At 52.3% G+C, this 24,782-nt stretch carries 23 protein-coding genes and 1 riboswitch; of the genes, 19 read left to right on the top strand and 4 right to left on the bottom strand.

Features of this window, described 5'->3' with window-relative positions; all coding sequences use genetic code 11:
• The first annotated feature begins 357 nt into the window (after nucleotides 1-357).
• From KUO20_RS11620 to KUO20_RS11580, 9 genes are all read left to right on the top strand, one after another.
• Nucleotides 358-831, top strand: a complete 474-nt coding sequence (locus KUO20_RS11620; protein WP_235040021.1) for an RpiB/LacA/LacB family sugar-phosphate isomerase — start codon at nucleotides 358-360, stop codon at nucleotides 829-831.
• A gap of 117 nt (nucleotides 832-948) precedes the next feature.
• Nucleotides 949-2,679, top strand: coding sequence for a dihydroxyacetone kinase family protein (locus KUO20_RS11615; protein WP_235040020.1), 1,731 nt, complete (start codon nucleotides 949-951; stop codon nucleotides 2,677-2,679).
• 38 nt (nucleotides 2,680-2,717) lie between these two features.
• The gene (locus KUO20_RS11610) at nucleotides 2,718-3,686 is read left to right on the top strand and encodes a sugar-binding transcriptional regulator (protein WP_235040019.1); all 969 of its coding nucleotides are present in this window, start codon (nucleotides 2,718-2,720) and stop codon (nucleotides 3,684-3,686) included.
• 433 nt (nucleotides 3,687-4,119) lie between these two features.
• Nucleotides 4,120-5,226, top strand: coding sequence for an MDR/zinc-dependent alcohol dehydrogenase-like family protein (locus tag KUO20_RS11605; RefSeq protein ID WP_235040018.1), 1,107 nt, complete (start codon nucleotides 4,120-4,122; stop codon nucleotides 5,224-5,226).
• Between the two features lie 47 nt (nucleotides 5,227-5,273).
• Nucleotides 5,274-5,918: a DUF2291 family protein gene (locus KUO20_RS11600; protein ID WP_235040017.1), complete on the top strand. Its 645-nt coding sequence runs from the start codon at nucleotides 5,274-5,276 to the stop codon at nucleotides 5,916-5,918.
• Nucleotides 5,919-5,927: 9 nt separating this feature from the next.
• Nucleotides 5,928-7,475: a sugar ABC transporter ATP-binding protein gene (locus tag KUO20_RS11595; RefSeq protein ID WP_235040016.1), complete on the top strand. Its 1,548-nt coding sequence runs from the start codon at nucleotides 5,928-5,930 to the stop codon at nucleotides 7,473-7,475.
• A 25-nt stretch (nucleotides 7,476-7,500) separates the two neighbouring features.
• The gene (locus KUO20_RS11590; RefSeq protein ID WP_235040015.1) at nucleotides 7,501-8,598 is read left to right on the top strand and encodes an ABC transporter permease; all 1,098 of its coding nucleotides are present in this window, start codon (nucleotides 7,501-7,503) and stop codon (nucleotides 8,596-8,598) included.
• Between the two features lie 78 nt (nucleotides 8,599-8,676).
• Nucleotides 8,677-9,633, top strand: a complete 957-nt coding sequence (locus KUO20_RS11585) for a D-ribose ABC transporter substrate-binding protein (RefSeq protein WP_235040014.1) — start codon at nucleotides 8,677-8,679, stop codon at nucleotides 9,631-9,633.
• A 157-nt stretch (nucleotides 9,634-9,790) separates the two neighbouring features.
• A complete protein-coding gene (locus KUO20_RS11580; protein ID WP_235040013.1) occupies nucleotides 9,791-10,696 on the top strand; it encodes a ribokinase in 906 nt (301 codons plus the stop codon).
• 134 nt (nucleotides 10,697-10,830) lie between these two features.
• Here the strand turns inward: KUO20_RS11580 and KUO20_RS11575 are convergent, their stop codons facing one another.
• On the bottom strand, nucleotides 10,831-11,307 hold the full coding sequence (locus tag KUO20_RS11575) for a 6,7-dimethyl-8-ribityllumazine synthase (protein WP_235040012.1): 477 nt from the start codon (nucleotides 11,305-11,307) through the stop codon (nucleotides 10,831-10,833).
• 100 nt (nucleotides 11,308-11,407) lie between these two features.
• Nucleotides 11,408-11,578, bottom strand: a riboswitch (FMN riboswitch).
• 219 nt (nucleotides 11,579-11,797) lie between these two features.
• On the opposite strand from KUO20_RS11575, the gene KUO20_RS11570 reads away from it, so the two are divergent.
• The 3 genes from KUO20_RS11570 (at nucleotide 11,798) to KUO20_RS11560 (ending at nucleotide 15,860) form a co-directional block, all read left to right on the top strand.
• Nucleotides 11,798-12,838: an AbrB family transcriptional regulator gene (locus KUO20_RS11570; protein WP_235040011.1), complete on the top strand. Its 1,041-nt coding sequence runs from the start codon at nucleotides 11,798-11,800 to the stop codon at nucleotides 12,836-12,838.
• Between the two features lie 75 nt (nucleotides 12,839-12,913).
• Nucleotides 12,914-14,800 carry an ABC transporter ATP-binding protein gene (locus KUO20_RS11565; protein WP_235040010.1) on the top strand — a complete coding sequence of 629 codons (1,887 nt, stop codon included), beginning with the start codon at nucleotides 12,914-12,916 and terminating at the stop codon, nucleotides 14,798-14,800.
• 52 nt (nucleotides 14,801-14,852) lie between these two features.
• Nucleotides 14,853-15,860: a zinc-dependent alcohol dehydrogenase family protein gene (locus KUO20_RS11560; RefSeq protein WP_235040009.1), complete on the top strand. Its 1,008-nt coding sequence runs from the start codon at nucleotides 14,853-14,855 to the stop codon at nucleotides 15,858-15,860.
• Between the two features lie 84 nt (nucleotides 15,861-15,944).
• On the opposite strand, the gene KUO20_RS11555 is transcribed toward KUO20_RS11560, so the two are convergent.
• Complete coding sequence (locus KUO20_RS11555; protein ID WP_235040008.1) at nucleotides 15,945-16,211, bottom strand: hypothetical protein; 267 nt, start codon at nucleotides 16,209-16,211, stop codon at nucleotides 15,945-15,947.
• 166 nt (nucleotides 16,212-16,377) lie between these two features.
• On the opposite strand from KUO20_RS11555, the gene KUO20_RS11550 reads away from it, so the two are divergent.
• Nucleotides 16,378-17,523: a hypothetical protein gene (locus KUO20_RS11550; RefSeq protein WP_235040007.1), complete on the top strand. Its 1,146-nt coding sequence runs from the start codon at nucleotides 16,378-16,380 to the stop codon at nucleotides 17,521-17,523.
• A gap of 38 nt (nucleotides 17,524-17,561) precedes the next feature.
• Nucleotides 17,562-18,398 (top strand): mechanosensitive ion channel family protein, encoded by an 837-nt coding sequence (locus KUO20_RS11545; protein WP_235040006.1) that lies wholly within the window; start codon nucleotides 17,562-17,564, stop codon nucleotides 18,396-18,398.
• A gap of 11 nt (nucleotides 18,399-18,409) precedes the next feature.
• On the opposite strand, the gene KUO20_RS11540 is transcribed toward KUO20_RS11545, so the two are convergent.
• Complete coding sequence (locus tag KUO20_RS11540) at nucleotides 18,410-19,144, bottom strand: YebC/PmpR family DNA-binding transcriptional regulator (RefSeq protein WP_235040005.1); 735 nt, start codon at nucleotides 19,142-19,144, stop codon at nucleotides 18,410-18,412.
• Between the two features lie 203 nt (nucleotides 19,145-19,347).
• Between KUO20_RS11540 and KUO20_RS11535 the strand changes: the two genes are divergently transcribed.
• Both KUO20_RS11535 and KUO20_RS11530 read left to right on the top strand, forming a co-directional pair.
• On the top strand, nucleotides 19,348-19,965 hold the full coding sequence (locus KUO20_RS11535; RefSeq protein WP_235040004.1) for a LysE family translocator: 618 nt from the start codon (nucleotides 19,348-19,350) through the stop codon (nucleotides 19,963-19,965).
• A 60-nt stretch (nucleotides 19,966-20,025) separates the two neighbouring features.
• Nucleotides 20,026-20,517: a glutathione peroxidase gene (locus tag KUO20_RS11530; RefSeq protein ID WP_235040003.1), complete on the top strand. Its 492-nt coding sequence runs from the start codon at nucleotides 20,026-20,028 to the stop codon at nucleotides 20,515-20,517.
• 18 nt (nucleotides 20,518-20,535) lie between these two features.
• Here KUO20_RS11530 and KUO20_RS11525 read toward each other — a convergent pair whose 3' ends face one another.
• Nucleotides 20,536-20,922, bottom strand: a complete 387-nt coding sequence (locus KUO20_RS11525) for a DUF7079 family protein (RefSeq protein WP_235040002.1) — start codon at nucleotides 20,920-20,922, stop codon at nucleotides 20,536-20,538.
• Nucleotides 20,923-21,112: 190 nt separating this feature from the next.
• Here KUO20_RS11525 and fabV point away from each other — a divergent pair, with 190 nt between their 5' ends.
• From fabV to KUO20_RS11510, 3 genes are all read left to right on the top strand, one after another.
• Complete coding sequence (gene fabV, locus KUO20_RS11520) at nucleotides 21,113-22,324, top strand: enoyl-ACP reductase FabV (protein WP_235040001.1); 1,212 nt, start codon at nucleotides 21,113-21,115, stop codon at nucleotides 22,322-22,324.
• Between the two features lie 127 nt (nucleotides 22,325-22,451).
• Nucleotides 22,452-23,429, top strand: a complete 978-nt coding sequence (locus tag KUO20_RS11515) for a GlxA family transcriptional regulator (RefSeq protein ID WP_235040000.1) — start codon at nucleotides 22,452-22,454, stop codon at nucleotides 23,427-23,429.
• Between the two features lie 116 nt (nucleotides 23,430-23,545).
• A complete protein-coding gene (locus tag KUO20_RS11510; RefSeq protein ID WP_235039999.1) occupies nucleotides 23,546-24,760 on the top strand; it encodes an aspartate aminotransferase family protein in 1,215 nt (404 codons plus the stop codon).
• Nucleotides 24,761-24,782 lie beyond the last annotated feature (22 nt).

Raw genomic sequence — 24,782 nt, 5'->3', positions numbered from 1 at the left:
ATTGCCTGCTTTTCATAAAAATGAACATGTATTGTTCAAATGATCGACCGTTTTGGTCGATTTAGTCAAATCCTCATACGGCTTAAATCATTTTAAGGCCATCATACAAAAGTATAGTGCTTTTTGAATAATATTTTATTTTCAAATATTATTAATTTAATCAATTATTTATATTTTATTAGTTAGTTTTTTTCTTTGATCATCTCTTAAAAAGCAATTTGATCTTATGATCGACGTATTTACAAATGCTCGGTTGGTGATAGATTGAACAGCGTCAGTAGACAATTGGCAACTGCGTAGTGGTGTTCAGCGGTGCCAGTCGCCCGCGTTTCTATTATCAGGAAAGGGAGAGCATGAATGTCTAATGCGACGTTTTCTCTCAGAGTCGCCATTGGCGGTGATGAGGCCGCTTACGACTTGAAAGAGATTCTCATTGGCTATATCCGAGAGTTAGGCTACGAGGTTGAAGATTTTGGCACTTTCAATGCCCAGCCGGTGCTGTACCCGGACATTGCCTTTGAAGTGGCTACAGCGATTAAGGAGGGGCGTTTCGATCGTGCAGTGTTGGTATGTGGCACGGGAATCGGAGTGGCTATTTCTGCCAATAAGGTGCCCGGTATCCGCGCGGCGCAGGCGCACGATACTTACTCAGCAGCAAAGGCGCGCACCAGTAATAATGCCCAGATTGTCACGCTGGGAGCGAGAGTGATTGGGCCAGAGCTGGCTAAATCAATAGTGGAAACTTTTTTGGCCAGCAATTTTTCGGGCGGCAATTCCGAATTAAAAATAGCAAAAATTGACGAATATGAGTCCCGTCTGAAGACTCAGTGACCGTGGTGCCGCTAATATTCGTTAACGCTGATTAATAAGACCACATTAAAAAAGCATTTATAACAACTCCATGCAGGCTGTGATACGCAGTTTGGCCTCACTCCAGAGGATATAATAATGACACGCCTATTTAATGACCCAAGTGATTTCCCTGAAGAAGCCCGCTTAGGCTTAGTCGCTGCACATCGCGATAAACTGATGGCTGTGCCGGGAGGCGTTGTACGCAGTACGCGCAGCCAGCCAGGCACTGTTGCGGTCGTGGTTGGCGGTGGTAGTGGCCATTACCCGACCTTTGCGGGATTGGTTGGGCAGGGGTTAGCCCATGGGGCGGTCATGGGGAATTTGTTTTGTTCGCCTTCTGCACAGCAAGTTTACTCCGTCGCCAAAGCCGCCAACAACGGTGGTGGTGTGCTGCTCTCTTTTGGTAATTATGCGGGTGATGTTCTGCATTTTGGCGAGGCGCGCGAGCGTTTGATCGCGGACGGTATTCCCTGTGAAATCGTGCTGGTCACTGATGATGTCGCCAGTGCACCCTTGGCGGAGATTGATAAACGTCGTGGTATTGCTGGTGATCTAACCGTTTTCAAGGCCGCTGCCGCTGCCGCAGAAAAGGGATTATCACTGGAAGAGGTGGTTCAAGTAGCGAAGGAAGCTAATCGCTGCACGCGCTCTTTTGGGGTGGCGTTTGAAGGGTGCACGTTACCGGGAGCAGCCGATTCTCTCTTTCACGTGCCTGAAGGCAGGATGGCCATTGGGCTGGGAATTCATGGTGAGCCGGGTATTGGCGAGACCGATATCCCATCCGCAGATGGCTTGGCAGAAATCCTCGTTGCCCGATTATTGGAAGAAGTGCCTGAAGGTATCAGCATTCAAGGGGCTCGATTGGCACCGATACTCAATGGTTTGGGTACCGTTAAGTATGAAGAGCTGTTTGTTATTTATCGCAAGGTTGACGAATTGCTTCAGGAAGCTGGGTTAACCGTTGTGGAGCCCGATGTGGGCGAGCTGGTGACTAGCCTTGATATGGCCGGAGTTTCACTAACGTTATTCTGGCTTGATAAAGACATGGAGCCGCTGTGGGTCGCTGCAGCGGATGCGCCGGGTTATCGAAAAGGCAGCGTGACGCCAGCGCAGGCGCTGGATCCTGCCGAAGTGGAGGTGGTAACGCAAGATGAGATCCCCAAGGCTAGCGTTGCCTCGCGGGCATTAGCGTGCGGCATCGTTGAGGCGCTCGAAGTGCTGGCAAATACAGTCAATGAAAACCACGAGATGCTGGGCCAGATTGATGCGATAGCTGGCGATGGTGATCACGGTATTGGTATGCAGCGGGGCAGCAGGGCTGCGCTTGAAGCGGCTAAAGAGGCTCTCGATGGCGGGGCGGGTGCGGAGACGGTGCTGCAGTGGGCTGGGCAGCGCTGGTCTGATAAAGCGGGCGGCACCTCGGGTGCTATCTGGCGGGTTATCTTAAAAGCGATGGGAGAGTCGCTTGGCAATGAAAAGCCGTTATCAGGGCAGCGCCTTGCTGCTGGTGTGGTTAATGCCCGGCAGCAAGTAATGGCATTTGGTAAGGCTAAGCTGGGGGATAAAACGCTTGTCGACGTACTAGTGCCTTTTGCCGATGGCCTGTCGGGGGAGGCTGAGAAAGGCCAGGGAGCTTTGGCTTGCTGGGAATCTGCTGCACGCATAGCGAATGAGGCGGCTGAGGCTACCAGGCAATTAATTCCTCGTGTTGGTCGCGCACGCCCGTTGGCTGAAAAAAGCGTGGGTACGCCGGATGCCGGTTCTGTTTCATTGGCGCTGATTGTTCAGGCGCTGATTCCTGTGTTGAAAAAGTGTCAAACAAACTGACATGATACATGCCCTCCAACAACCCCTGGATGCCGAGGATGAATGGTCAAGACGCTGCAGATATAGACTTAATGACAGAAATTTCAGCACTCTACTATGTGCAGGGGGAAACGCAGGAAGCGATCGCTAATAGGCTCGGGCATTCGCGCGTGCGAATAGGGCGGTTGCTCAAGCGTGCCCAGGCAGAGGGAATAGTGGATGTTCGCGTGCGCCTGCATCCCGCCGTTAGCGTTGAGATTGAGCAGGAGCTCAAGCGGCGCTTTGGCCTGAAGCGAGCATTGATTGCTTTGGATAATGCTGACCCCGATGTGCAGCGCTCGTCGGTCGCGAGTCTAGTGGCCGATCATCTGTCGCGTAGTTTGACTGATGGCCAGATCGTGGCCGTTGGCATGGGGCGTAACGTCGCCGCGGTGGCGGATAACGTTTTCCTGGCGGAGTCGTTAAAGGTTTCATTTGTGTGCGCAATTGGCGGCTCGCTGCGCGCAGGTGAGCACATGAATCCTGATCATATTTGCCGGCGCTTGGCGAGTAGATTCGGCGGTGACAGCGAGACACTTTATGCCCCTGCGCTGGTACAGAACGGCGAACTTAGGGATGCATTGTATGAAAATTCCACCGTTCGCCAGACGCTAGACCGGGCGCGCCGTGCGGATACCGCTCTGATCGGTGTAGGCGATGTCAGTGAAGACAGTAATATGGTGCGTATGGGGTGGTTTTCCGCCCAGGAGATTGCTGAAGCACGACTCTCTGGGACAGTGGGCGATATGATGGGCTATGACTTTATCGATATCCATGGGAAGCCTTCGGCCACGCAGATGCAGGGGCGTGTGGTGGGGCTGAATATACAGGATCTGACGCGTATTCCAGACGTTATCGCTATCGCCAGTGAAAATACTAAGGCGGTCGGCATACTGGGCGCACTGCGTACCGGGGTTATCGATACCTTGGCTACTAGTGTCACTAACGCGCACACCATTCTGCGTCTCGATGAAGCAACTAAAGGATAGGTGAGCGCTAATTTTTTGTTCAAAACCTAGGGTTTATCGGCATATTAGGTTAGGCCGGTCTAGCGTCATCTATTGCGTTTATTAGCTTTTCTTAGGTATGTGGGTACTCTCTAGCATGCCTGTTTTCTCCTTTTCCACCCTCTTCGGTGCCAATAATATTTGACAGGCATGTGTACATTTGAACGACTTCGGATCATATAGTAAGTCTTCAAGTGATGCTTTTCCGCGGTCGCAATAATAAATATTTTTTATTTATAGAATTTAAATATATAAAACAATTAATTATATTATTGGCCTAAAGTATAAGGTTAGAAAGCCCCGTTATGGATTGACTCGGCTATGCTTAAAGCAGTTAATTCATATGTACGCAATAAGATCTTTTGTAATGCAGCCGTCGCTAGCTAGGCACTACAAGATACATTAGGAGTGAATAATGCATAACGCTGACAACAACACTCGCACCGAACTACCCTTGACCATGCAGGCCGTCGTAGCCTACGCGCCTGGTGATTATCGCATTGAAGACGTGGACGTGCCGAAGGCGGGAGAGGGTGAAGTACTGATAAAGGTCGAAGCATGCGGAATCTGCGCTGGCGATCTCAAAGCCTATGAAGGCGCCCCCAGCTTTTGGGGAGACGAAACCCAGCCCGCTTACATCAAAGCACCGATGATTCCAGGCCATGAATTTATTGGTCATGTTATGGCAATGGGGGAAGGCGTAAAGAATTTCGAAATCGGCGATCGCGTCATTTCTGAGCAAATTGTGCCTTGCTGGGAGTGTCGTTTCTGTCACCGTGGGCAGTACTGGATGTGCCAAAAGCACGACGTATATGGTTTTCAGCATAACGTGAATGGCGGTATGGCTGAATATATGGTCTTCCCTAAAGAAGCCATTAATTACAAATTGCCCGATGAAATTCCAATGGAAAAAGCGGTTCTGATTGAACCCTATGCGTGTTCGTTGCATGCCGTTAAGCGTGCTCAGATTGAACTGGGGGATGTGGTTGTCCTCTCCGGCGCAGGAACCCTAGGGCTAGGAATGATCGGCGCGATCAAAAAGTCCGGGCCTGCCAAACTGGTTGTATTGGATCTAAATAATAAGCGATTAGAACTTGCCAAACAGTTTGGTGCCGACATTGTCCTGAACCCTGCTGAAGTCGATGTTGTTGACTACGTGAAAAGCATAACGGAAGGCTATGGCTGCGATATCTATATTGAGGCCACCGGTGCGGTGCAGTCGGTAGAGCAGGGCCTTTATATGATTCGTAAACTTGGCCGTTTCGTCGAGTTCAGCGTATTCAAAGAGCCTGTTACGGTTGACTGGAGCATTATCAGTGATCGTAAAGAGCTAGATATACTGGGTGCGCATCTAGGCCCCTATTGCTACCCACTGGTGATCGAAGGCATCGGTAATGGTGATTTCCCAACGGATCATGTGGTGACCCATAAGCTGCCGTTAGCCGAATTCCATCAGGGGCTAGATCTAATGCGCAATGACCCTGACGCGTTAAAGGTTGTGCTTATACCCGGTGGTCAATAGATAGTGGAAGTTTCTTATTTATAAATACAATGATAACCGGAGTGATTATGTCGGCGACATTAAATTCGGTGCCCGGTGATAAGCGTATAAAAGTCTATATGACAGCTGCTTTGGCTTTAGTACTGATCGCACTCATGGCGTTTGATACCAAAGTCATTAGTCTTACTGAACTTGAGAGTGAGGTGGGGTTTTCACCACAGCAATTTGCTCAGGAAACATTTCCTGAGATCCAAGCGTATGTCGAGGATAACGCTGTAAACGCATCGGTATTGGCGCCAGAGGTTCTCCAGGATGCCGGAGCAGCAGGTGAGAAATACGGCGTCGCTGCGGGCATTGGTCATATTGTGCCGGTCGCTTTATCCGGAGTCGTTGCCGAAGGCCGTGGGGGCGTTTACACCCTTGAGGTTGTCGATGTGCCTTCAGATATAACCATTCGTGTGCAAACAGGCCCAGTCATTAATGGCACTACGCTGAGAGATACAACCGGCAGTATTCAATTTGGCGGCTTTACCAACCAGATTGAATACCAGGATGTCGGTGCAGCGCTCAATGATGAAGTGAAGCGTCAAGTACTTGCGGATATTTCCGAGCAAGCGTTAGCCGGAAAAACGTTAGAGGTAGTCGGCTCTTTTACCATGATAAATCCCAAAAACTGGCTAATTACGCCGGTGAGTATAGCGATCATTGAGTGAGGGGCGGCTATGAGTATTGATAGGTCAACAGCGGAAATGGCTTCACACGAGATGATTTTGTCTGCACGCAATATTGAAAAACGTTTCGGTGCTGTGCAAGCCCTCAAGGAAGTGAACTTCGATATATATCGAGGGCAGGTGACAACGCTCTTTGGCGAAAACGGAGCGGGTAAATCCACGCTGATGAAAATTTTATCTGGCGTCATTGCTCAGACGGCGGGTGAGATTTTGTTGGAAGGCGAGAGTGTCCGTTTCTCTTCGCCTTCCGATGCGGAGGCGTTGGGAATTGCCATTATTCATCAGGAATTGAGCTTGGCCCCTAATCTGAATGTGCGTGACAACATTTTTATGGGCCGTGAACTGACTAAAGGGCGGGGCAGCGTCGACTATAAAGAGGAGGCGCGTCAGGCTGAATTGTTAATGGAGGAGCTTGACGAACCGATCCACCCTCTCACTCTGGTCGAAGACCTACGAGTGGGGCAGCAGCAAATCGTTGAAATCGCTAGAGCGCTGTCCAAGAACTCACGCATTTTGATTATGGATGAACCGACGTCCGCCTTGAGTGCGACGGAAGTCGAGACCCTCTTCAAAGTCGTCAAGGATCTCAAGAGCAAGGGCGTGTCGATTGTTTATATTTCTCACCATTTGGAAGAAGCACTACAGATTACCGATCATGCCGTGGTGCTGCGCGATGGCGCCATGACGGCTTATGCTCCGCGCTGCGATATCGACCTACAGTGGATTGTCAGGCACATGGTGGGAGAGAGTTTTGATCTTGGCTCACCGCCAACAGGGTATGAGCAAGGCGCCACCGCGCTCTCTATCCAGAATCTTTACGTAAGCGACGACAAAATAGCAGATCGTTATGTTGTTGAAGATCTTTCACTTGATGTGCGCGCAGGCGAGATCGTCTGCATTTATGGGCTAATGGGTGCCGGAAGAACGGAGTTATTGGAGTGTGTGGCAGGGCGAACCCGGCAGTCAAAGGGGGATATCTTGCTCAATTCAGCTGACGTATCGCATTACAACATTGCACAGCGAATCGAGAGAGGGTTGGTGTTAGTGCCTGAGGATCGCCAGCGTGATGGATTAGTGCCTACCCTGTCCGTCGGTGGAAATCTGTCGCTAGCCAGTATCCATGCGTTTACTCGCAAGGGGCTTACGTCATCCAGTTTGGAGGCAGAAATGATTAATTCAGCTATCGATAAGGTGCGCATCAAAACAGACGGTGGAGAGGCTGACATTGGTTCATTGTCTGGCGGTAACCAGCAGAAAGTGGTGATCGGTAAGATGTTGGCGACGCATCCAGACGTCATCATGCTTGATGAACCAAGTCGTGGCATTGATGTGGGTGCCAAGGCCGAAGTGTTCAAGTTATTAAGCCAAGGGGCTCGGCGAGGGTTGGCGGTTGTTTTTACAACCTCTGAAGTAAGCGAGTGCTTGAGTATCCCGCACAGAGTGCTGGTGATGAGTAAAGGTCGGATCTCTGCTGAATTCAAACCGGGTGTAACAAAAGATGAAATTATGGCGGCCTCGGGCGAATCAGTTGCTGCGTGATTATTTAATTGGATAGGTAATGGCTATGTCTCATCACAACAATAACGCGTTGCAGGTTGGAAAGGGCAGTATCGATATTGTGAAGATTTTGCTGGAAGGTAGGGCTTTTTTCGCATTAATCGTCATCATTATTGTGTTTTCCATGCTCTCGCCTGTTTATTTTTCAACGGGTAATTTTTTAACCATGTCTTCGCATGTAGCGGTTTTTGGCTTACTAGGCATCGGCATGCTGTTTGTCATTCTGACCGGCGGTATCGATTTATCGGTTGGCTCTACGCTAGCACTTTGCGGGGTGTTCGCGGGTATGTTGCTAGAAGGGGTAGAGATTGAGGCGCTCGATTTGGCTTTCTTTCCTTCAGTCTGGGTTGTAGTGGTACTTACCTGCTTACTAGGCGGGCTAGTAGGGGCTGTCAATGGCGTATTAGTTGCCTACTTCAAAGTGCCTGCTTTTGTGGCCACGCTGGGTATGTTATATGTTGCTCGCGGAGCCGCTCTATTGCTAACGGATGGGTTAACGTTTAACAGTTTAAGTGGTGATCCTGCATTAGGTAATACTGGCTTTGAATGGCTTGGGTTTAATAAATTACTGGGTATACCGGTAGGCGTTTTGATTCTCTTTTGTGTCGCGATTGTTTGCATGTTGGCACTCAGCCGTACGCCTTTTGGCCGGTGGATTTACTCTACGGGTGGTAATGCGCGTGCTGCAGAGCTTTCTGGAGTGCCCGTCAATCGCGTTAAGCTTTCTGTCTATATTATTTCTGGCGTATGTGCTGCCATGGCTGGAATTGTGCTTGCCTCACAGTTGACGTCTGCTGGGCCTACGGCAGGGACTACTTATGAGCTGACAGCGATTGCTGCGGTTGTGATTGGTGGAGCCTCGCTTATGGGAGGGCGTGGCACGGTTCGCAATACGTTATTGGGCGCATTTGTGATTGGTTTTCTGGCCGATGGTCTTGTCATCATCGGTGTGTCTGCATACTGGCAGATGGTCTTCACGGGCAGTGTTATCGTCTTCGCTGTTATGTTAAATAATGTCCAATACAGTGCTAAAAATAAGTCCTCGAAAAAAGCTGAGAAAGCGACAGAAATTAAGCGCGAAGATTCTAGAGCAAGCGCTGCTTAACGTAGCATTGCTTAGAAGTGTGACCTGCTCAGGTCTATCTATTTAAAGACTAACAATCATAACGATGAGGTAATAATCATGCTTCCAAAAAGTAAAAAAGTACTTTTTACAGCACTCGCCAGTGTCTCGATGCTCTTTAGCGGCTCTATCGTTGCTCAGGATAAGGGGCTGATCTCAATTATTGTCAATGATATGTCAAACCCCTATTGGCAAACGGAAGGGACAATTGCTGAACGTACAGCACAAGAGTTGGGCTATGACGCAAATGTAAGTTCCCATGTGGGTGATACCAACACTGAGAGCAATCAGGTCGATACGGCGATCACTAATGGAGCTAAAGCCATCATTCTGGATCCTGCTAATGCGGACGGCTCAATTGGCGCTGTACGAAGAGCAATTGATGCAGGAATCCCGGTATTTATTATTAACGCAGAGATTAATCAACAGGGATTAGCCAAGGCGCAGCTGGTTTCCAATAATGCACAGGGAGCGGCGTTAGGAGCGCAAGAGTGGGCAATGCAACTGGACGGCGAGGGGTCTTATATAGAATTAAAGGGGCCTCCTTCTGATAACAATGCTGCGACAAGGTCCAATGGCTATGAGACGGTGCTTAGCCAGTATCCTGACCTTACCCTGGCAGCGTCTGATATCGCTAATTGGGACCGAACCGAAGGGCGCAATAAAATGCAGAGCATGCTCCGTTCACATCCTGATATCAGAGGCGTCATTAGCGGTAACGATGAAATGGCCTTAGGCGCAATTGTCGCTCTAAAACAGGAGGGGGTGCTCGATGATGTGTTGGTTGGTGGTTTTGACGGTTCGCCAGATGCTGTTGATGCGGTTCGCTCGGGTGAGTTGGCTTATACCGTTCTACAGCCAGTAGCCGTATTTGCAGAAGATGCCGTAAAAATTGCGGATCATTACATCAACACAGGTGAAACAGGGCTAAATAGTGAAAAGCAGCTTTATGATTGTATCCTTATCACGCCGGATAATGTTGATAGCTATACCTCTCCCTTTGTGTTGGAAGAATAGGTGTTGGAAGATTAAGCATTAGAAGAGTAGGTATAGAAAAGTAGGTATAGAAAAGTAGGTATAGAAAAGTAGGTATAGAAAAGTAAGTGTTAAAAATCTTGCTTAAGGGCCAGTCAGTTTTAAAGCTGGCTGGCTTTTTAAATAAGAGGGTGTGTCAATGATCTTTAATTTTGGTTCTATTAATATTGATTATAGTTACCGTGTTCCCTATTTTGTTCGCCCTGGCGAAACGCTGGAAAGCAATCAATATAATGTTGGCTTGGGTGGAAAAGGCGTCAATCAATCGCTGGCAATAGCTCGCGCCAAGGGAGCGGTGAGCCACTGGGGGCGGGTTTCATCGACAGATGCCTGGGTAGCCCATGAGCTTGAGTCTGCGGGTGTTGTTGTGAAAGATATTGAATTGACTACAGAGCCAAGTGGGCATGCCATTATTCAAATTGATTCATATGGTGAAAACGCTATTCTTTTATTCTCTGGCGCTAATCATGGTTTTACGCAGGAGAGAATGATGGCGCTGATTGCGCAAACCGCGCCTGGCGATACAATACTTATTCAGAACGAATGTAACGGGCTTGATCAGCTTATTCCACTAGCAGTGAGCCACGGCTGCAAAGTGATATTTAATCCTGCACCAATGACCTTGCAGGTATCGTCACTGCCTCTAGACCAATGTGAGCTACTTTTTTTTAATCGTACAGAGGCCGCCGCTTTATTAGACGTGCCGGTCGAGTCGAGCGCTGCGGATTTGCTAAAGTGTTGTAAAGAGTTGCTTGGCGATGTCGAGGTGGTTCTTACCCTGGGTAGCGAGGGGGCTTGGTATCAGCGCAGCAGCGAGACCCTTTTTCAACCGGCTTTAAAGGTAAAGGCCATTGATACAACGGCCGCAGGCGATACCTTTGTAGGCTACTTCCTTGCGGCGAGGCAAGCTGGCCTAATGCCCTCACGGTGCTTGCAGCGGGCAACAGCGGCGGCTGCCCTGGCGGTACAAAAGCTCGGTGCTGCCAGTAGCATTCCGATGGTGGAAGAAGTTGATGGGTTCATATATCAAAATAGCCATGGGTAGTCGAAGCCAGCGCATTAGTTTTCTGACGTACATGACCAATACCATTAAAGCGCTTTTGACGTCACTTTCGTGACGAGCGGTCATTTAGGCCGCCCGCTGTTCTCAGCATGCCCCATAAGATTTAAGGGTGTGATCTATGTTAACTCATGAATTTTGCGATGATTGTTGAGCGTCATCACCACGGCATCAGCCGCTTCCTTTCCTTTGGCACAAAAGTGAGAGTGAAAAAAGTCGTGATGGGTGGCGTGTTCATGAAAATGATGCGGCGTCAGCACAACAGAAAGAATCGGTATTTCAGTTTCAAGCTGCGCGTGCATCATACCTTCGACTACGGCTTGAGCGACGAAGTCGTGGCGGTAGATACCCCCATCAATTACGAATCCCGCGCCGACGATGGCCGCGTAGCGCTTCGTTTTGGCTAATAGTTTTGCCTGCAACGGAATTTCATAAGCGCCTGCTACTTGGAAGACCTCTACTTGCTCTGCGGCAAAACCATGCTGGCTCGACAGCTGAGCAATAAAGGCGTCTCGGGCTTGGCTGACAATATCGTGATGCCAGGAGGCTTCGATAAAAGCAATGCGAGGTGATGAAGAAACGTGGGTCTGATTCATGGTTATCCTTTTGGATGGTTTACCAGAATCAGGGCATTAGGAATCCAACGGCACACGGCCAGGCCTATTAATAATAGGCACTGTCATACGCACAGCATGGAAACCTTCTCTTTTATCCGGACTATGACCGTCGGCTCCGGAATCTCACCGAATCTGCTGACCTCAGCCGCTAAAAGCTATTAGCTGGCTGAGCGCTCGTGGGCTTATCCGCAATAACGATTGACGCGGCATTACCACCGGTGGGGACTTACACCCCGCCCTGAGAAAGTTCGCCATTAATGGCAGCTGAGCATTATACGCGTGCGGCTGCGTGTGTGTAGATGACGTCGCCAAAAATTACGTTTTGTATTCGCTTAAGCGGGTGTAAGAAGGTGGTTCAGGCGCGGCCCTGAAGCCCAAAATGGTCTCGTCGATGGTAAACTGACGGTTACGCTTAGCAGGTTAATAATTGCGTAGCGATGAGTAACGTTTTGGAACCAGGGGAGTTGGCGTGAAGGATATCCAGATAAATGCAGGGAGCGTCAAAGGACTGGCAGCATCGTTAGCGGTTGGCGCGGTCGGCGGCATCGCCTTCCAACTGACAGGGCTACCCCTCGCCTGGATGCTTGGCCCGCTTATTGCCAATTTACTGGTCTCATCTCAAGGCGTGAAGGTCGCAGTGCCTGAGCCGATCCGCAATGTTTTCTTAGCTATTATGGGTATGGTGCTGGGCAGCCAGGTCACGCCGCAGTTGGCGCATCGGGTGGGCGATTGGCCAGTCTCCGCTGGGCTACTGCTGTTGGGAGTCGCGGCGTCTACGGCAGTGGCGGCCGCCTGGTATCGGCGCTGTGGATTTGATCCTGTCAGTGCGTGGTTTGGGGCTGCGCCCGGCGCCATGACGGCGATGATATTATTGGGTGAAAAATGCGGCGGCGATCCTCAGCGTATCGCAGTGGCGCAGTCGCTGCGTATCATCCTGGTGATTCTGTTTTTACCGCCACTGTTCTGGGCCTCTGGCGATGGCAGCGAGAGCGTTGGCCCTGTTAATAGCGGCTTAGAACATGGCTGGATGCTATTGACGATACCGCTTGTGTTGCCACTAGGTCGCTTTCTGCGCATCCCTACCCCAGCGCTGCTGGCACCGCTGCTAATGGCAGCTTTATTGTCCGGTTTTGATATAGCCAGTCTCGCGTTACCGGGCTGGGGCATGAATGTAATGCTCTGGGTGCTGGGCAGCGCTATTGGCTCGCGCTTTCAGGGCATGACGCGCAAGTTGCTAGGGCGCTATTTGTGGCAGTCGGGCATTGCAACCCTATTAGCATTAGTCGTACTGGCATTATTTGCGGAGCTGATTCATCAACTATTGGGCGTAGGGCGCGATGTGGCGCTGTTGGCGCTGGCGCCGGGGGGAATAGGTGAAATGGCGATTTTGGCCGTCGCGCTCAACATTGATCCGGTGTTCGTGGCGTTCCACCATCTGCTAAGAATGGTGACCCTAATGATCATCGCGCCCTTTTGGGCGCGCTGGTTGATGCGTCGATCCGCTTCTTAAAATATCAGCAAAACACGTTAATAAATAACTATTCCAAAGACCGTTAAACCAACGTTAGTTACGTAAGGAAGACCCATGCTATCGCGTGTTTTACAGCCGCTATTTCGTTACTTCGAAACGCGGATTAATCCCTATCCTGAAGGCGACGTCAAAACACCGCCTAAAGGCTTAATGCCCTTTATCGTGCATTTTTCGCGCCCAATGTTGCCGCTGCTGCTGTTAATGACGCTGTTTACGGCGCTGGTGTCAGGCGCCGAAGTGGTTTTCTTCAGCTATATGGGCCAGCTAGTGGATTGGCTGGGCAACGTTGAGCGAGCGGGCTTTTGGGCCGAAAATGGCCTATGGCTGGCAGGCTTAGGGCTTTTAATGCTGGTCGGCTTGCCGCTGCTGGTGCTGATGCAGTCGCTGGTAACGCATCAAAGTATTTTCGGCAACTACCCGATGATTGGTCGCTGGCTTTCGCATCGCCATATGCTCAGCCAAAGTCTGGCGTTTTATCAGGATGAGTTTTCTGGGCGAGTGTCGCAGAAAGTCATGCAAACCGCGCTGGCGATCCGCGAAACCGTCACTAAGGTGATGGGCCTGCTGGTCTACGCCATCGTGTATTTCACCGGCGCCGCCTTTTTGCTCGGCCGGGCGGACCTTTTACTGCTGATACCGCTTGGCCTTTGGCTCGTCGGCTACTTGGCGATTATGCGTTTCTTTGTTCCCCGCCTGCGCGACGTTTCGATGGCTCAAGCCGATGCTCGCGCGCAAATGACCGGCCGCGTGGTCGACAGCTACAGCAATATTCAGACCATCAAACTGTTTGCCGACACTCAGCGCGAGCAGCGCTATGCGCGTGATGCGATGGAAGGCTTTATGGTGACGGTGCATGACCAGATGCGCCTGGTCACGATTATGAGCGTCGGGCTGACGCTGCTGAACACGGCGCTTTTGGTAGGCACGGCGGCCATGGCTATCAGTGCCTGGTATATGGAGGCGATTTCCCTGGGGGTGCTGACGATCGCGATTGCGCTGGTGATGCGTATTCGCTTCATGTCCGATTGGATTTTATGGGAAGTGGCGGGGCTGTTTGAAAATATCGGTACCGTACAAGATGGCATGAACACTATCGCCCAGGAGCCCACGGTGCGCGACGCGCCTAATGCACCGGCGTTATTGGTCCCCCAGGGGGAAATTCGCTTCGAGGCGATGCGGTTTGGCTACGACCAAGCTAAAGGTGAAAGTAAAACCGTGTTTGATGGGCTCAATCTCACCATTGCCCCGGGTGAAAAAATTGGCCTGATTGGCCGCTCCGGTGCGGGTAAGTCAACGCTTGCTAACCTGCTGCTGCGTTTTTATGACATACAGAGCGGGCGCATTTTAATTGATGGGCAGGATATTGCCCACGTCACCCAGACGTCGTTGCGCCATCAGATCGGCATGGTGACGCAGGACACTTCGCTGCTTCACCGCTCGCTGCGCGACAATATTCGCTACGGCAGTCCGCAGGCCAACGATGAAGACGTTTGGAACGCGGTATGCCGCGCCCATGCCGATTCCTTTATCGATCAGCTTGTCGATCCGACAGGGCGGCGAGGGCTAGATGCCCACGTAGGCGAGCGGGGCGTTAAGCTGTCAGGGGGCCAGCGCCAACGGATTGCTATTGCTCGAGTGCTGCTTAAAAATGCGCCGATTCTCGTGCTCGACGAGGCAACCTCTGCATTGGACTCAGAGGTAGAGGCTGCCATTCAAGAGCAGCTGGATACGCTGATGGAAGGTAAAACGGTTATCGCCATTGCCCACCGCCTTTCCACGATTGCCATGCTTGATCGATTGATCGTTGTGGACGAAGGGCGCATTGTCGAAACCGGCACGCACCAGGAACTCCTGGAGCAAGACGGCATCTATGCAAGCCTATGGCAGCGTCAGTCCGGTGGCTTTTTAGGCTTAGACGTGTCGGAAAGTGATGCGTCTTAACGTGTCCTTTACATCAAATCACTAGCAGCGAGCGCTGCGAGAGAGGTAGACGATGCAAGTCATTACACTGCAGCAGCCCGGTGGGTTAGATAATCTCAGCCTACAGCAGATGGAGGCGCCCGGTGAGCCGGTGGCCGGTGAGATTCGCGTACGCCTGCACGCAAGCTCGCTGAATTTCCACGACTACGCCGTGGTCGCCGGGATGATCCCGACGGAAGATCAGCGTATCCCCATGTCAGATGGCGCGGGTGTTGTTGAGGCGGTGGGCGAGGGCGTGACTGAGTTCGCCGTGGGTGATCACGTTGTGTCTACCTTCTTTCCTCATTGGCTGGAAGGCCCTGCGCGCGTCGGCGATTTCCGTACGACGCCGGGTGACGGCGTGGACGGCTATGCGCGTGAGCAGGTTGTACGCCCATTCGAGTGGTTTACTCACCAGCCTAAGGGCTACAGCCATGCTGAATCGGCTACTTTGACCACCGCAGGCTTAACCGCTTGGCGGGCACTGGTGGTCGATGGCAATATCAAGGCGGGTGATAGCGTGCTGGTGCTGGGCACCGGCGGGGTATCAATCTTTGCCCTGCAGTTTGCGCGCATGATGGGCGCGCGGGTCATTGCGACCTCATCGTCCAACGAAAAACTGGCACGGCTGAAGGAAATGGGCGCTGAGTACACTATCAACTATAAAGAGACGCCGGATTGGGGTAAGCGCGTTAAAGAGCTCACCAACGGCGAAGGCGTTGATCATATTGTTGAAGTGGGTGGTGCCGGCACGCTGGCTCAGTCGATTGACGCGGTAAAAATTGGTGGCAAGATCGCACTGATTGGTATCTTGACCGGCCGTGAAGGTGAGGTGCCGACCGCCAAGTTAATGGCCAAGCAAGCCAATCTTAAAGGGCTGATAGTAGGCAGTCGTCGGCATCAAATTGAGATGATTCGCGCGTTGGAAACCCTGGATATGCACCCGGTCATTGATCGCGAGTTTCCGCTGGCCGACATCGCAGACGCCTTTCGGCATCAGGAATCAGGTAAGCACTTTGGGAAAATTTGCCTGACGTTTTAAGACATGCTGATGTTTCAAAACATTAATGCTCGCTAGACGGCCTGCCCGCCTTGATGGTGAGTTCAAGGCGGGCAGGGGCGCGTATTAATCTAATAAACGGCTGTAAACCACGCCTTTTACCTCAAGCTCAAGTATATCTTTATAGGCCACTGTCATCCCTTCTACATCGCCGGATGACGTGTGGCTATTCTTGATTTCAGTGTCTGGAATCACTTTCACGCCCGCCGTCGTAGCGTGCTGTATTCGGGCACTGAACCGATTACCATTCTGCTCAATCAGTAGCCGTTCCCCAGCAATACACTTGCCTATTTTATCGTGCAGCTCTTCTTCACTGACATGAACGACACTCATCGCTTGCTCCTTTAGCCCGCAATCGCTATGGCAAAACACATCCGTACGCTAGGTACCTTAATGCCCTGTCTATGAAGACTTTATTTTAGACTATAAGTTCGTGTGTCGTTAGAAGCCGAGTGCATCGTGCTAAAGTGATGACTTACGCAGCTATAGGGAAAGTGTCATGGGGGAGTACCCATCAACAGGCGTCTCGCCACTGTGGGAAGTGGTCGCGCTGGATCAGTTTTGCCCCCCCGAAAAGACGCAGACGAGCCAGTGGCGACGTCGTTGGCGCTCCGCTTCAAAGTGGTTAATCGGTAAGCAAACCTCAGAACAGCAGATAAAAGAGGAACACGAGCTCCGCTCTTTACCTGAGGTTCGGCTGGCTCATTTAGTGCCCCCGGTCGACTGGGCACCTGCTGCAAGCCTGTTAGCGCAGGCTCTTGACGGTCAAGACGCGCCGGTAACGTTTTTTATTACGCCACCCCATGGCGGTCATGCCTCTGTGGTTACCCATTGGGCCAAGCAGCATCACGCCGTTTGCGTTGAGCCCCCAGCGCTTAGCGAGCTTGCCAACGGCGATACGCAGTGGATAGCACACTGTGTGAACCAGAAAAGCTGGGCAGTGCCTGCCTTAGAACGGCATTTTTTGCGCCACACGCAGGGTATTCAGAGCATTCGTGAATTTCTTGAGCGTGCCTTAAGTGGTCGCTTAGGGCACGGCGTGATTGGGTGCGATAGCTGGACCTATGCCTATCTTCAGCAGGTGATCGGGATCGACGGGGCGCCGGTATTTACACTGCAGTCGATGCAAGGCGAACAGCTAACACGCTATTTTTCCAGTATTGCCGCAAGTGATGGTCAGTATCCGTCGGTCTACAGCACCCGTACCGGCGAGCAGATACTGCCGGCGCTAGAAACAAAACGCCACCAATCTGCACATAAAGAGCTGCAGCGTTTGGCGGCCCACTGTCGTGGACATCTGGGCATTGCTTGGCACTACTGGCACGAACGGCTGCGTGAGCCATCGTCAGGCGAGACACAAGCACTGTGGCTGGTAGATGCGCTGGCCGATGCGGAGCTGCCTGCGGATACTGGCGATATCGCAACGCTAGTGCTGCATGCGCTATTGATTCACGGTGGCCTGGACGATCAGTCGCTGGGAGAGGTACTGCCGTTCTCTCATCACGAAGCGCTCAATGCCCGGCTGGCGCTGCAGCGTAAAGGGATTGTTTCAAGCTGTGAAGGGCGCTGGCAGATCGCCCCGTTAAGCTACGCCAGCGTTCGCCAGTTATTAGAGTCGCGCAATTATCTGATCGATTCTCTTTAAGCCGACTCTCAAAAAGCGGCAGGCCCACGGAGGGCTCCATGGACGACGCCAAAAAGTACGCACGACTGTTTAACGATATCGATAGTCAGGCATTAATCACCGTAGGGCTGGTGCTGTTAACTGCCATTGTGCTGATTATTGTCAGCCAGCGTGGGCTCAACTGGCTGGCTTCGCGGTTACACGGCCAAGTGCGCTTTCGAATTTTTGCGCTGGTGCCGCTAACGCGCCTGTTGGTGCTGATAGTGGCGCTGGCGATTATTACGCCGATTATTATCGAGCCGTCGTTACGCAACATGGTGACGCTGCTGGGCGCGCTGGGATTAGCCATTGGCTTTGCTATGAAGGACTACGTTAGTAGCCTGATTGCGGGGGTCGTTTCAGCTATTGAGCTGCCTTATCGCCCGGGCGACTGGGTCAATATTGAAGGCACCTATGGAGAGGTCAAGCACGTAGGGCTGCGCACCGTCGAGATTCAAACGCCCGATGATGATTTAGTCGCGGTGCCGCACTTAAAGCTATGGGATCACGCCATCTATAATGCCAATAATGGCGGGACTAGTTTGCAGTGCGTGGCGAGTTTTTATCTTCATCCTGAGCATGAGGCAGGCTGGGTGCGCAAAGCGCTGCGCGATGTAGCGCTCACCAGCGCTTACTTAAAATTCGACCAGCCGATCATCGTGGTGGCCGAAGAGAAGCCCTGGGGGACTCACTATCGGATACGCGCCTACCCGGTAGACCCACGTCAGCAATTTCTGTTTATTACCGACCTAACCGTGCGTGGCAAAACAGTGCTAAGTGCGGCGGGCGTCCGGTCAGCACTGTTACCACCTGATGCTGCCCTGGATGCCCGCAACGCTGCGCAGTCGACGTATTAACTGACTAACGCTTAAGCTTCATCTGACTCAGGGAGTTCGCCACTGTGGAAGACATTTTGTACGTCATCCAGCTCGTTCAACATGCCTAAGAATTTTTCAAACAGCGCCACGTCGTCGCCTTCAACCGGCGTGGTGGTTTGCGGCAGAAATTGAATTTCGTCAGCCTCAAAGTCAATCTCACCAAAAGCGTCTAATAGCGCCTGTTTGGCCTTGGCATAATCAGTGTGCGGAGCGAAGACGGTAATGCGCTCGGCTTCTTGCTCAATGTCGGTGACATCCACATCCGCTTCCATAAGCGCTTCCAGCACGGCGTCTTCATCGCTACCGCTAAACGAGAAAATAGCGCAGTGGTCGAACATGTGGCTCACGCTGCCGGGGGTGCCAATTTTGCTCTTGGTTTTGGTAAAGCAGCCGCGAACGTCGCCAAAGGTGCGGTTAGGGTTGTCGGTTAGGCAGTCAACGATCACCATGACATTGCCAGGCCCGAAGCCTTCATAGCGGGCGGTAGAGAAATCTTCGCCGCCTGCACCGCTGGCTTTATCGAGCGCTTTATCAATAACGTGGGAAGGAACCTGGTCTTTCTTGGCCTTCTCCATTAAACCACGCAGTGCTAGATTGCCATTTGGGTCGCTGCCACCGGCTTTAGCGCAAACGTAGATCTCGCGCCCGTATTTGCTATAGACCTTGGTCTTCGCATCGGCCGTTTTGGCCATGGATTCCTTACGGTTCTGAAAAGCCCTACCCATGTTGCCGTCCTGTGTTAGCCATACCTCGCGCATTGAGCGGGCGGTATTTTGAAATTTGAAAAGAGCTCAAAGAGCAAATTTTACCCAACAGCGTACCATGCTAACAGCGTTATTTAAGCCGCTCGCCAAAGAGCAGGCTCCACTTCGCGTATACTCGCAGTTTGCCCCCATGGGCTGACATTTGATCTCAGGAATAAAACGCGATGCCGCTGACACTCTGGCTATCATTAGCCGCTATCTGCGCCATGGGCGCGATGTCACCAGGGCCAAGCTTGGCATTAGTGCTACGCCATACGTTAGGCGGCGGGCGTTTGTTTGGCGTGATAGCGGCAATCTTTCATACGCTTGGCGTAGGCTTTTACGCACTGCTGACGGTATGGGGGCTAGGCGCGCTGATTGCCGGTTTTCCGATGCTGTTCCAACTGATCACCTGGTGCGGCGCCGCTTACCTAGCCTGGCTAGGGTTTCAAGCGCTGCGCGCCGGCAATGCAGGCGCTTTGCACCCCGCTGCCATGGCCACTAGCCGGGGGCAGGCGGCTAAAGAGGGCGTGCTGGTTGCGTTAGGAAACCCTAAGCTGATCCTGTTTTTTGTGGCGCTGCTCAGTCAGTTTGTTACCCCAGACATGAATGCGTTGGCGAAAGGGATTATTGTGCTGACCGCGATGGTGATTGACGGTGGCTGGTACGTGCTTGTCGCGGTGGTGCTTTCGCATTCACGAATTCTGCCCTGGCTGCAAAAGAATGCCCACTGGATTAATCGCATTACCGGCGTGCTGCTCATCGCGCTGGCGCTGAGAGTGGTTGCCGGGCCGCTGGTGTAAAAAGCATAGCCGTGGCATGGTAATGGCTATGCCGTTTAAGGTATTTGTAGGGCCTATTTAATGACGATTTACGACCAAGACTGTTATACCCATCAAGGTAAGCCGTTCAATCTACGGGCGTTGCGTGGCCAAGTGTTATTGGTGGTGAACGTGGCTAGCCAATGTGGCTTCACGCCACAGCTAAAAGAGTTGGAAACCTTTTATCAGCGCTATCGTGATCGTGGTTTTACCGTGCTGGGATTTCCATGCAATCAATTTGGGCGACAATCCCCGGAGAATGCCCAGGCGTTCTGTCAATTTGGCGAGCAGCAGTATGGGATCAATTTTCCGCTGTTGGAGAAAGTGCATGTGAATGGCGGCCGTGCTCATCCACTGTTTGTGTGGCTTAAGCATCAGGCGCCAGGCGTACTGGGCACGCAAATGATTAAGTGGAATTTCACTAAGTTCTTGATTGGTCGTGATGGGAACGTCATTGCTCGCTTTGGCCCGCGTGACCACGGTCGCCCATTGCGATTGGCGTTGGAAAAAGCCTTAGATGAATCTTATCCGTAGCGTCGCGGTATGGGTGCGTTAAACCTGTTCACCTCGTACGACGGCCAAGCGGTTCATTAGCGCATTCAAGCGGTGGCGCACCATCATGGTGGTCAATCCTGAAAACAGCGCCCAGCTTTTACGCCGCCAGCCTTTCAGGCGCAGGTTGTGGTTGACCAACTGCTGCATGAGCTTACGGTCGTTAAATTGGCGCCATTCGCTAGCAATGGAAAGCTGATGGCGCGACATGACCGGCGCCATTTCCAAACGAAACATCCACTCCAATTCCTTAAGCGACATCTCGTAGCGTTGAACGACGTCCAGCATATGCGCGTAATCCCGTTCGCTGGGCTCACGATCAAGCCACAGCGGCGCTAACGCTAGCCAAAGATCGCCGCGTTCGTCTACTAGCTGCTGTGCATTCATGGTGGCCTCGTCTGGGGAGTCGTTGCTGGCATAGGGACGTTATCCGCTATCGTGACGCGAAAGTCTGGTGATCTCAAGCGCGGACAATAGCGCAAGAGCGGACAGCGCGCACGGAGACAGCTAGAATAGCCCCATTGAGTCACGACATCGCGATGTCGATAATCCAACCAATCTGATAACGAGGTTCGATATGATTATTAAACCCAAGGTGCGCGGCTTTATTTGTACGACTACTCACCCGGTGGGCTGTGAGAAAAACGTTCTTGAGCAGATCGAGGCTACCCGTGCCCGCGGTTTAGATAAAAGCGCCGGCCCGAAAAAGGTGCTCGTGATTGGTGCATCGAGTGGCTATGGTTTAGCCGCGCGAATTACCGCAGCGTTTGGGTACGGTGCTGACACGCTTGGCGTATTCTTTGAAAAGCCCGCGACTGATGTTAAGCCTGGCACCGCGGGCTGGTACAACAGCGCTGCCTTCGATAAGTTCGCTAAACAAGAAGGCCTGTATAGCAATTCCATCAATGGCGATGCGTTCTCCCACGAAGCGCGGGAAAAAGCTATTGAGTTGATTAAGCAAGACATGGGCGAGATTGATCTGGTGATTTACTCGCTGGCATCGCCCGTTCGTAAAATGCCGGATACCGGCGAGCTGAAACGCTCCAGCCTTAAGCCAATTGGCGAAACGTACCGCGCTACGGCTATCGACACCAATAAAGATGCGATCATCGAAGCGGAAGTTGAGCCGGCGACCCAGCAAGAAATTGACGACACCATTACCGTCATGGGTGGCGAAGATTGGGAACTGTGGATGAGCGCGCTAGATAAAGCTGGCGTGCTGGCGAAAGGCGCACGCAGCGTCGCGTTTAGCTATATTGGCACAGAAATCACCTGGCCGATTTACTGGCACGGTGCGCTTGGTAAAGCCAAGGAAGACCTGGATCGCGCCGCGACGGCGATTGATAGCCACCTGAAGGTCAGCGGCGGCGGTGCCAATGTCGCGGTGCTTAAATCGGTAGTCACTCAGGCGAGCGCGGCGATTCCGGTTATGCCACTGTACATCGCGATGGTCTATCGCATCATGAAAGAGCAGGGCCTGCATGAAGGCACCATTGACCAGTTGAATCGACTGTTCGGTGAGCAGCTTTATTCCGAGCAAGGTCAGCGCGGCGAGTTTGCCACCGATGAGGTCGGCCGCCTGCGACTAGATGATTGGGAGCTGCGTGACGATGTGCAGCAAGCTTGCCAGGATCTTTGGCCGGAAGTGACGACCGACAATCTGTTCGACATTACCGACTATGCCGGTTACAAGCACGAATTCTTGAAGCTGTTTGGGTTTGAGCGAAACGATGTCGATTACGATGCCGATGTCAGCCCGGCAGTTAAGTTTGATGTCGTCAGTCTGTAAGCCTAGGCCCCACGACGTGCTTACTTGATGCTTTCATTGCCGGGCCCAGTGCCCGGCAATTTGCATTGATGCGTCACTTTACCCCAACCAGTTGATGGCGGTTCTTCATGCAACTCAGTGACTTATCATGCAGCCTAGCCCGCTAACGGCGCAGCCTAATGTGGTCCGCAGGCGGGTCGCATTTCTGCTGCTGCCGGGCTTCTCGTTATTGGCCCATGCCAGCGCTATTGAGCCACTGCAAATGGCCAATCAGCTGAGTGGCCAGATGCTTTATCACACCTCCACCTTAAGCATGGATAGTCAGCCGGTGCGCAGCGGTGCTCAGCTTTCGCTGCTGGCTCAGCATGCGTTAAGCGAGGTACAGGGGCCTATTGACCTGCTATTGATCTGTGCGCCGACGCCGCTGCCCTACACGCTGCCCGCTAAGCTTAACGAATGGCTGCGAGCCCACCAAGGCCGTGGCGTATCGTTAGGCGGCTTGGCAGGTGGTACGGAAGTGTTAGCACGCTGTGGGTTGCTAGAAGGCTACCGAGCGACGCTTCCATGGCAGCGTTTTGAGGCTTTTGCCCAGGCGTATCCACAGGTAACGCTTTCCCAGCAGCTGTTTGAAATTGACCGCGACCGGCTGACCTGTGCGGGCGGCACCGCTGCAATGGATATGATGCTCACGCTAATTGGCCAGCATCACGGGGCGCGACTGGCCGAGCAGGTATCGGAGCAGTTCGTTTGTGATCGTATTCGTTTAGCCGATGAGCGCCAGCACGTGCCGCTTCGCAGCCGTTTGGGGCATGCCCCGCAAAGCTTGGTCGATGCCGTCACGCTAATGGAAGCCAATATAGAGGAGCCGCTTTCGACCCTTGAACTAGCGGAGCATTTGGGTATTTCTCGCCGTCAGTTAGAGCGGCTATTTAAGAAATATCTCCAGGCAGTGCCCAGTCGTTACTATTTGGATTTACGTTTGCAAGAGGCACGCAAGCAGCTGCGTGAAAGCGACCGCGCGATTGGCGATATCGCCTTTGCCACAGGATTTTCCTCCGGCGCACACTTCTCAACCGCCTATCGAAACCATTTCGGCATGACGCCCCGTGAGGAGCGCCTGACTTAGCGTGCATAAAGCCAAGCGTGGTTATTCATAATTCCCTGTCACATTGCTGAAAGCAGATAGCCTCGTCAGCGCCTTATACTGTTTCTACCCCATTACTCTATTGGAGAGTTTGCCCCATGAGCACCATCCCAACTCGGCAGGATTTTGATCACTACATGACGCCTAACTATGCACCGCAGCAGATTATTCCGGTGCGTGGCGAGGGTAGCCGACTATGGGATCAGCAGGGGCGTGAATATATCGATTTTGCAGGCGGCATTGCGGTGAACTCGCTAGGGCACTGTCATCCCGTGCTGGTTAACGCGCTTAAAGAGCAGGGTGAAAAGCTTTGGCACCTCTCCAATATCTATACCAATGAGCCTGCCCTTAAGCTTGCTAAAAAACTGGTAGAGCGCACCTTTGCTGACAAAGTCTACCTTTGTTCTTCGGGAGGAGAGGCGAACGAGGCCGCGCTGAAGCTGGCTCGTCGCTACGCGGTGGATCACCACGGCGAAAAGAAAGACAAAATCATTTCATTCAATCAGTCTTTCCATGGCCGGACTCTCTTTACGGTCAGCGTTGGTGGTCAACCTAAATACTCCCAGGGCTTTGGGCCGATTCCTGGCGGCATTTTGCACGCTGAATTTAATGACCTAGAAAGCGTTCGTGCCCTAATGGGCGACGACACCTGCGCGGTGATGGTCGAGCCCATGCAGGGCGAGGGCGGCATTATTCCGGCGAGCCCCGAGTTTCTGGAAGGCCTGCGTGAACTGTGTGATCAGTACAATGCCCTGCTCATTTTTGATGAAGTGCAAACCGGCGTTGGCCGCTGCGGGACGCTTTACGCCTACGAGCGCTATGGCGTGACGCCGGACATTCTCACCAGTGCTAAATCGTTAGGCGGTGGTTTTCCGGTAGGCGCGATGCTGGCAACCGATAACGTCGCCAAGTCATTAGCCTTTGGCACCCATGGCTCAACTTACGGCGGCAATGCGCTGGGGTCTGCCATTGCTTTGGCGGCCGTCGAGTTTATCGATACCCCAGACGTTTTGGCAGGCGTTCAAACGCGCCACGATCTTTTCCGTGAGCATTTAGAAACCATTAATCGCAAGTACGGCGTGTTTAAAGAAATTCGTGGTATGGGGCTATTGATCGGCGCTCAAATGTCGGATGCTTTCGAGGGCCGCGCTAAAGATATTCTGCCGCTGGCCATCGAGGAAGGCTTAATGGCGTTGATTGCTGGGCCGAACGTACTGCGCATGGCGCCTTCGCTGGTGATTCCTGAGGCGGATATTGCGGAAGGTATGGCGCGCCTAGAGCGGGCCATTGAGCGGCTTGTTACGACAGCATGAGTGAGCCACGTGCCGCGTTAAC

Source organism: Vreelandella profundi (assembly GCF_019722725.1).
In the GTDB taxonomy this organism is placed as follows: Bacteria; Pseudomonadota; Gammaproteobacteria; order Pseudomonadales; family Halomonadaceae; genus Vreelandella; species Vreelandella profundi.
Note: the sequence above shows the minus strand (reverse complement) of the source record. Positions and strands in the feature narration are given on the sequence as shown.

Coding starts and splice junctions, on each gene's coding strand:
- KUO20_RS11620 (WP_235040021.1), top strand. CDS start 358: ATGTCTAATGCGACGTTTTCTCTCAGAGTCGCCATTGGCGGTGATGAG.
- KUO20_RS11615 (WP_235040020.1), top strand. CDS start 949: ATGACACGCCTATTTAATGACCCAAGTGATTTCCCTGAAGAAGCCCGC.
- KUO20_RS11610 (WP_235040019.1), top strand. CDS start 2,718: ATGAATGGTCAAGACGCTGCAGATATAGACTTAATGACAGAAATTTCA.
- KUO20_RS11605 (WP_235040018.1), top strand. CDS start 4,120: ATGCATAACGCTGACAACAACACTCGCACCGAACTACCCTTGACCATG.
- KUO20_RS11600 (WP_235040017.1), top strand. CDS start 5,274: ATGTCGGCGACATTAAATTCGGTGCCCGGTGATAAGCGTATAAAAGTC.
- KUO20_RS11595 (WP_235040016.1), top strand. CDS start 5,928: ATGAGTATTGATAGGTCAACAGCGGAAATGGCTTCACACGAGATGATT.
- KUO20_RS11590 (WP_235040015.1), top strand. CDS start 7,501: ATGTCTCATCACAACAATAACGCGTTGCAGGTTGGAAAGGGCAGTATC.
- KUO20_RS11585 (WP_235040014.1), top strand. CDS start 8,677: ATGCTTCCAAAAAGTAAAAAAGTACTTTTTACAGCACTCGCCAGTGTC.
- KUO20_RS11580 (WP_235040013.1), top strand. CDS start 9,791: ATGATCTTTAATTTTGGTTCTATTAATATTGATTATAGTTACCGTGTT.
- KUO20_RS11575 (WP_235040012.1), bottom strand. CDS start 11,307: ATGAATCAGACCCACGTTTCTTCATCACCTCGCATTGCTTTTATCGAA.
- KUO20_RS11565 (WP_235040010.1), top strand. CDS start 12,914: ATGCTATCGCGTGTTTTACAGCCGCTATTTCGTTACTTCGAAACGCGG.
- KUO20_RS11560 (WP_235040009.1), top strand. CDS start 14,853: ATGCAAGTCATTACACTGCAGCAGCCCGGTGGGTTAGATAATCTCAGC.
- KUO20_RS11555 (WP_235040008.1), bottom strand. CDS start 16,211: ATGAGTGTCGTTCATGTCAGTGAAGAAGAGCTGCACGATAAAATAGGC.
- KUO20_RS11550 (WP_235040007.1), top strand. CDS start 16,378: ATGGGGGAGTACCCATCAACAGGCGTCTCGCCACTGTGGGAAGTGGTC.
- KUO20_RS11545 (WP_235040006.1), top strand. CDS start 17,562: ATGGACGACGCCAAAAAGTACGCACGACTGTTTAACGATATCGATAGT.
- KUO20_RS11540 (WP_235040005.1), bottom strand. CDS start 19,144: ATGGGTAGGGCTTTTCAGAACCGTAAGGAATCCATGGCCAAAACGGCC.
- KUO20_RS11535 (WP_235040004.1), top strand. CDS start 19,348: ATGCCGCTGACACTCTGGCTATCATTAGCCGCTATCTGCGCCATGGGC.
- KUO20_RS11530 (WP_235040003.1), top strand. CDS start 20,026: ATGACGATTTACGACCAAGACTGTTATACCCATCAAGGTAAGCCGTTC.
- KUO20_RS11525 (WP_235040002.1), bottom strand. CDS start 20,922: ATGAATGCACAGCAGCTAGTAGACGAACGCGGCGATCTTTGGCTAGCG.
- fabV (WP_235040001.1), top strand. CDS start 21,113: ATGATTATTAAACCCAAGGTGCGCGGCTTTATTTGTACGACTACTCAC.
- KUO20_RS11515 (WP_235040000.1), top strand. CDS start 22,452: ATGCAGCCTAGCCCGCTAACGGCGCAGCCTAATGTGGTCCGCAGGCGG.
- KUO20_RS11510 (WP_235039999.1), top strand. CDS start 23,546: ATGAGCACCATCCCAACTCGGCAGGATTTTGATCACTACATGACGCCT.